The organism is Mycolicibacterium houstonense (assembly GCF_900078665.2).
Classification (GTDB): domain Bacteria; phylum Actinomycetota; class Actinomycetes; order Mycobacteriales; family Mycobacteriaceae; genus Mycobacterium; species Mycobacterium houstonense.
The window spans coordinates 1,131,840-1,138,069 of record NZ_LT546207.1; the positions used below are offsets into that span (position 1 = coordinate 1,131,840).

At 67.5% G+C, this 6,230-nt stretch carries 7 protein-coding genes; 3 read left to right on the forward strand and 4 right to left on the reverse strand.

The window, feature by feature from the left end; genetic code table 11:
- The 3 genes from BN4332_RS05660 to BN4332_RS05670 all read left to right on the forward strand — a co-directional run.
- A partial coding sequence (locus BN4332_RS05660) for an SDR family oxidoreductase (protein ID WP_066897578.1) occupies positions 1 to 845 on the forward strand: 845 nt, incomplete at its 5' end.
- A 99-nt stretch (positions 846 to 944) separates the two neighbouring features.
- The gene (locus BN4332_RS05665; protein WP_066897579.1) at positions 945 to 2,735 is read left to right on the forward strand and encodes an N-acyl-D-amino-acid deacylase family protein; all 1,791 of its coding nucleotides are present in this window, start codon (positions 945 to 947) and stop codon (positions 2,733 to 2,735) included.
- A gap of 16 nt (positions 2,736 to 2,751) precedes the next feature.
- Positions 2,752 to 3,168 carry a nuclear transport factor 2 family protein gene (locus BN4332_RS05670; protein ID WP_200820378.1) on the forward strand — a complete coding sequence of 139 codons (417 nt, stop codon included), beginning with the start codon at positions 2,752 to 2,754 and terminating at the stop codon, positions 3,166 to 3,168.
- A 9-nt stretch (positions 3,169 to 3,177) separates the two neighbouring features.
- Here BN4332_RS05670 and BN4332_RS05675 read toward each other — a convergent pair whose 3' ends face one another.
- The 4 genes from BN4332_RS05675 to BN4332_RS05690 form a co-directional block, all read right to left on the reverse strand.
- On the reverse strand, positions 3,178 to 3,543 hold the full coding sequence (locus BN4332_RS05675; RefSeq protein ID WP_066897581.1) for a VOC family protein: 366 nt from the start codon (positions 3,541 to 3,543) through the stop codon (positions 3,178 to 3,180).
- A 37-nt stretch (positions 3,544 to 3,580) separates the two neighbouring features.
- The gene (locus BN4332_RS05680) at positions 3,581 to 4,951 is read right to left on the reverse strand and encodes a type I glutamate--ammonia ligase (protein ID WP_066897582.1); all 1,371 of its coding nucleotides are present in this window, start codon (positions 4,949 to 4,951) and stop codon (positions 3,581 to 3,583) included.
- Between the two features lie 29 nt (positions 4,952 to 4,980).
- Positions 4,981 to 5,463: a carboxymuconolactone decarboxylase family protein gene (locus BN4332_RS05685; RefSeq protein ID WP_066897583.1), complete on the reverse strand. Its 483-nt coding sequence runs from the start codon at positions 5,461 to 5,463 to the stop codon at positions 4,981 to 4,983.
- Between the two features lie 41 nt (positions 5,464 to 5,504).
- Positions 5,505 to 6,230: helix-turn-helix domain-containing protein (locus BN4332_RS05690; protein WP_494337814.1), on the reverse strand; the 726-nt coding region annotated here is incomplete at its 5' end.

Genomic DNA, 6,230 nt, shown 5'->3' on the forward strand with positions numbered 1-6,230 from the left:
TCGCCGCGGCGCTGGGCGAGGCCGGCGCGACGGTCGTGTGCACGGGGCGTAGCAGCCGGTGCGGCAGCCGCGACTCCGACTACCACCGGCCCGAAACCATCGAGGAGACAGCCGAACTGGTCTCCGCGCTGGGCGGTTCCGGCGTCGCCGTGAAGGTCGATCACCTCGAGGTGACCCAGGTGCGCATGCTGGCCGGGCGCATCAAGGCCGACTACGGACACATCGACATCCTCGTCAATGACATCTGGGGCGCCGAGGTGCTCAAGGGGCCGCCGGATACCTGGGGCCGGCCGATGTGGCAGCACGATCTCGATGACGGGCTGCGGATGCTCCGCCTGGGCCTGGACACCCACCTGATCACCTCGCATTGCCTGTTACCGATGCTCGCCGACCGCCCCGGCGGCCTGTTGGTGGAGATCACGGATGGCACAACCGAATTCAACGCCGACAATCCGCGGCTGTCGGTGTTCTACGACCTGGTGAAGAACGCCGTCAACAGGTTGGCGTTCAGTCACGGGCACGAGCTCGCGGCGTTCGGCGCCACTGCCGTGGCGGTCACTCCGGGCTGGCTGCGCTCGGAGATGATGCTCGACAATTACGGCGTCACCGAAGACACCTGGCGGTGCGCGCTCGACCTGACGCGTGACGACGGCTACCCGGCCGCACCACCGGGCTTCGCCGAATCCGAGTCACCGCGATTCGTCGGCCGCGGTGTCGCCGCGGTAGCCGCCGACCCCGATCGGGCCCGCTGGAATCAGCGATCGGTCAGCTCGGCCACCCTGGCCCGTCATTACGGATTCACCGACCTCGACGGGCGCGTCCCGGATGCCTGGGCACCGTTATAGCCGCACGTCAACGCCTCGCCGCCAGGGCAGTAGACAATTTTTCAAATCTGTTCACGATTTTCGTTGACACTGGCGTCACCAGGCAGGTTCTATGTCTGGGTGAGCTTCGACACAATCATTCGCAACGGCCGCTGGTTCGACGGCACCGGCGCACCGTCGGCGATGCGCAACATCGGAATCCGTGGCGGCCACGTGGTCGCCATCTCCCCGGAAGATCTCGATGAGACCGACTGCCCCCAGGTCATCGACGCCACCGGCAAGTGGGTGATGCCGGGGATGCTCGACATCCACACGCACTACGACGTCGAGGTGCTGGGTGGGCCGGCCCTGTCGGAATCCCTGCGCCACGGCGTGACCACCGCGATGCTCGGTTCCTGCTCACTGTCCACCGTGCACGTCGGCGGGGTCGACGCCGGCGACCTGTTCGGCCGCGTGGAGGCCATTCCCCGGGATCAGGTGATCGCCGCCGTCGACGGCCACAAGACCTGGACCAATTGCCGCGAGTACATCGCCGCGCTGGAGGCACTACCGCTCGGCCCCAACCTGGCCGCCTTCATCGGCCACTCCGACATGCGGACCGCGGTGATGGGACTGGACCGGGCCACCCGGAAGGACGAGCGGCCCACCGCCGCCGAACAGGCCCGCATGGAGCAGATGCTCGCGGAGGCTCTGGACGCCGGCTTCGTCGGAATGTCCTCACAGCAACTGCTTTTCGACAAGATCGACGGTGACACCTGCCGGTCCCGCACCCTGCCGTCGACTTACGCCAAACCCCGCGAGCTGCGTCGGCTCAAATCGATGCTGCGCCGCGCCGGCCGGGTATTGCAATCCGGGCCGGACATCCAGAATCCACTCAACCTGGCCTCGCAGGTGGCCCAGTCCCTCGGACTGTTCCGCAGGCCGTTGAAGACCAGCCTGCTCTCGGCCGCCGACATCAAGGCGAACCCGTACGCGATCTGGATGATGGGGCCACTGGCCCGCGCGGCCAATGCGCTCGGCGGGAACTTCCGCTGGCAGCATCTGCCGGTGCCGTTCGAGGTGTACGCCGACGGTATCGACCTGGTGGTGTTCGAGGAGTTCGGTTCCGGCGCAGCGGCTCTGCACCTGCGCGACGAGGTCGAACGCAATGAGCTGCTGCGGGACGAGTCCTACCGGCGCACGTTCCGCAAGGACTACGACAGCAAGTTCGGGGTGCGGGTGTGGCACCGGGACTTCTTCGACGCCGAGATCGTCGCCTGCCCGGACGAATCGGTGGTGGGCAAGTCGTTCGGTCAGGTCGGCCAGGAGCGGGGCGAGCTGCACCCGGTCGATGCCTTCCTGGATCTCGTCCTCGAGCACGGCACCGCGCTGCGGTGGCGCACCACCATCTCCAACCACCGGCCCGAGGTGCTCAAGAAGCTGGCCCGCGATCCGGGTATCCAGCTCGGATTCTCCGACGCCGGTGCCCATCTGCGGAACATGGCCTTCTACAACATGGGGCTGCGCTTACTACGGCACGTCCGCGACGCGGAGCGGGCCGGGACTCCGTTCATGTCCGCCGAACAGGCCGTGCACCGGCTCACCGGCGAGCTCGCCGACTGGTACCGGATCGATGCGGGCCACCTGCGCATCGGGGATCGCGCCGATGTCGTGGTGATCGACCCGGAGCGACTCGACGACTCCCTCGACGCCTACGCCGAGGAGACCGTCGACCACTACGGCGGCCTGTCGCGCATGGTGAATCGCAACGACGACACCGTCACCGCGGTGCTCGTCGGCGGCCGCACGGTGTTCGCCGACGGCAGGCTCACCGGCCTGGTGGGCACCGAACGCACCGGCCGGTTCCTGCGCGCAGCACACCACGCCCCCGCGGTGTCAGCCGAGAAAGGTGAATTGTCCAGTGTCCGTTGAGGAAACCATTCGCAGCATGTGGAAGGCGTTGTCCGACCGCAACTGGGATCTGCTGAAGACGTACCTGTCCGAGGACTGCATCTATCTGGACATGCCCGTCGGGCCCGCCGCGGCCGCCAAGGGACCCGACGACATCGTCAAACGCCTGAAGATCGGGCTCGAGCCGCTGGCCTCCTACGAGAACTTCTCCGGCCTGCTCGTGGACAACGGCACCGATGCCATGTACGAGCACCACGAGGAATGGCATTGGGTCACCGGCGAATCCGCGGTGTTGCAGTTCGTCTCGGTGCACCGCGTCGAGAACGGCAAGGTCACCTTGTGGAAGGACTACTGGGACATGGGCGCACTGGCCAACCACGCCCCGCCGGACTGGCTGGAGAACTTCGCGACCGCCGACATGTCCTGGGTGTTCGACGCGACCGGGCTGGTCTGAGTCACCCCGTCAGCCGATACCCCAGACCAGGCAGAACGGATGGCCTGCCGGGTCACGGAACACGCGGAAGTCGCTGTCCTCGACCGCATCCGGCACGCGCGTCGCGCCGAGCGCCAACACCTGACGCTGGGCCACATCCGGATCCTCCACCTGGATGTCCAGGTGGATCTGCTGTGATCCCCGCGGATCGGGGAATTCCGGGGCCTCGTGCTGCGGCGAGTACTGGCAGGCCACGCGGCGGCCGGACGGGTCCGTGACCACCTGCCAAGTATCGTCCTCGGCGGTCACCTCACCACCGAGCACCTCGGCGTAGAAGGCGGCCAGCGCGCGGGGGTCTTGGCAATCCAGCACGATGGAGCGAAGTGTTCCGATCATGGCACCGGTATTGCCGTCGCGGCCCGCGCACAAACGCTTACACGCTCCAGGCCATCCGGAACCGCTCGGTGAGCTGCTCGTCGTCCCAGTCGCCGAACTTCTCCTGTTCGTAACGGCGAACCGCGAGCACCGCATCCACCACCCCATCACCCAGGATGTCCCGGATCAGCGTCGAGGAGTCCAGCGCGTCCAAGTTGTCGGCCTGACGGCTCGGTAATTGCACGATCCCGTCGTCGGCACGCTGGTTGTCACTCAGCGAGGCCGGGTCGACCTGGACGTCGGGGCCCAACCTCAGCCCCTGGGTGATGCCGTGGTGGGCCAGGCCGAGCACGGTTGCTGTGGCCAGATACGGGTTGGCCGACGGGTCGATCACCTTCACCTCGACATTGGCGCCGTAGGGGTTGCTCGGGCCACCGATCAGGAAACGTACGGCCGCTTCGCGATTCTCGGTTCCCCAGCAGTTGAAGGCGCCCGACCAGTAGCCCGGCTGGATCCGCAGCCCGGACAGCACCGACCCGCACAACACGCCCTGCGCGGCAGGCAGCCCGGCGAGCAGTCCGGCCAGCGCCGACTCGCCCTGCGGGGTCATCCCCTGCCGCCCGGTACCACCGGAGAACATCGGGGCGTCACCCAGCCCCAGTGAAAAGTGCTGATGGGCACCGGAACCCACGCCGCCGGCGAACGGGAGCGGCGACAGGCTCACCCGCATCCCGTGTCGCCGAGCCACTCTGGCGACGATGATCCGCATCAGCACCAACTGGTCGGCCGCGGCGACCGGTGGCAGCGGAGCCAGCGAGATCTCGAACTGGTTGGCCCCGTACTCGGGATGGAACTGTTCGATGGCCACGCCCGAAGCATTCGCCGCATCGGTGACATCGTGGACGAATCCCTCGAATTCGAGCACGCCGGCCAGCCCGTACTGCGCCCACAGCAGCGACGGCAACCGGCTCCCGTCGGGCCCGACGAGGACGAACTCGACCTCGTGCCCGACCTGCGCGGTCAGTTCGGCGGCCGTCAACCGGTCCTGCACCCGCTGCAGCACACCCCGGGTGCAGTAGGGATCGGGCGAACCGTCCTGATTGTAGAAAGCCCCTGGGGCCCAGGCCAATCCGTCACCGAGGATGCGGAGTGCGCCGAGATCGATCCGGATCCGCTGATCGCCCACCACGCCGATGGCCTCGCTCATCGCGATGCCGGTCTGGTCGATGGTGAAGGCGTGAAAAACCGGGCTGGCACCGAGACCGGGGTCGGCGAAGATCCCCATCCGGCGCAGCGGAACGGTTTTCGCGTGCGTCAACCCAGCCGGGTTGACGACGGTGCCGATCAGGGTCGTGACACCATCGGACTCCAGCTGGGCGATGGCCGCCGCAGCTAGCGGTTTGGCTGGTCCTGACGATCCAGCTGTCACGAGCTCATTGTGCGCCCGTCAGGCGCCGGCTACAGCGTGATCTTGCAGGTTTGGCCGATGTCGAGCGTGCGCAGCATCCGCCCCATGCCGAGCCACATCGCACACGACAGCGCCAGATCGGTGAGCAACTCGGCGTCGAACTGCCCGCCGGCCCGCTCCCAGAAATCCTCGTCGTCACGCAGCCCGGTGTGATCGGTGGCGAACCGGTGGGCGAACTCGGCGGCGATCCGCTCCTGCGCGCTGTAACCCGGCCAGCTCTGCCACTCGGCGGCATGGTCGTAGAGGTCCTCGTCCACACCCGCGGCGGCACCCTCGGCGTCACGGGTGTTCTGGCACACCATGCATTCGTTGTCGAGGGCGATCACCATGCGCGCGAGCTCGCGCACCCGCAGCGGCAGCCGACCCTTGGTGTAGACCGCGTTGGTGAAGTTGGCCATCGCGGTACCGATGTCGGGAGACTTCAGGATCCAGCCGGCCACGTCGTCGTCGGGAAATTCTCCGATACGGCTCATGGCCGAATCGTACGCGCGACGCGGCCATTCTGGAACAAGTTCTAGTTTTTGCTTCCCGAGCCGGTCAGCTCCTCGGCCCGATCGTCGTCGCCCCAGTCGCGTTGCACCACCACCCGGTGCGCGATGCGCTCCAGTGCGGCCTCCACCTGCGCCCGGTCGGGACGGCCCTCGAACGTCGGTGATTCGCCGAGTTTGTCGACGATCCGCCCGACCAGCGCGGCGGACACCCCGTCGACCTGTCGCCGCCCGCTCTGGGTGAGCCACAGGTTGTCGCCGGTGCGCAGCACATAGCCGTCCTGCACCAACCGGTTGAAGGTCGGCTCGAGCACCTCGAACGGCACCACGAGCCGGTCGGCGATCTCGGTAAGCCGCGCCGAGCCGAATATCTGGCCGTGCCGGTAGATCTTGAGCAGTGCCCACAACCCGGCGACATCCAGCTCGCACCCCGGTCCGCCGGCCACCGTGCGCAGCCGGATCTCCGGTGAGTTCCGCATCAGCCGGCTCACGACGTTCTCCAGCACCTGATCCGCCGACTCCGAACTCGGCATGCCGAAGCCCTCGCCGAGATCGGCCGCCAGCGTGGACTCGGCCTCGAGCAGCGGGACCTCTTTGAGGAACAACGCCACGATCAGGCCGAGCAACGCCACCGGCGCGGCACACAGGAACACCAGGTCGAGCGCCTCGGCATAGGCGTTGACGATCGGGGCGGCGACCTCGGCCGGCAGCTCGTGCAACGCCTTGGGCGAGTCCCCCGCGACGGCCGGAGC

What these genes read in the sequence shown, in the direction of transcription:
- BN4332_RS05670 (WP_200820378.1), top strand. Translation starts at nt 2,752, where the DNA reads ATGTGGAAGGCGTTGTCCGACCGCAACTGGGATCTGCTGAAGACGTAC.
- BN4332_RS05675 (WP_066897581.1), bottom strand. Translation starts at nt 3,543, where the DNA reads ATGATCGGAACACTTCGCTCCATCGTGCTGGATTGCCAAGACCCCCGC.
- BN4332_RS05685 (WP_066897583.1), bottom strand. Translation starts at nt 5,463, where the DNA reads ATGAGCCGTATCGGAGAATTTCCCGACGACGACGTGGCCGGCTGGATC.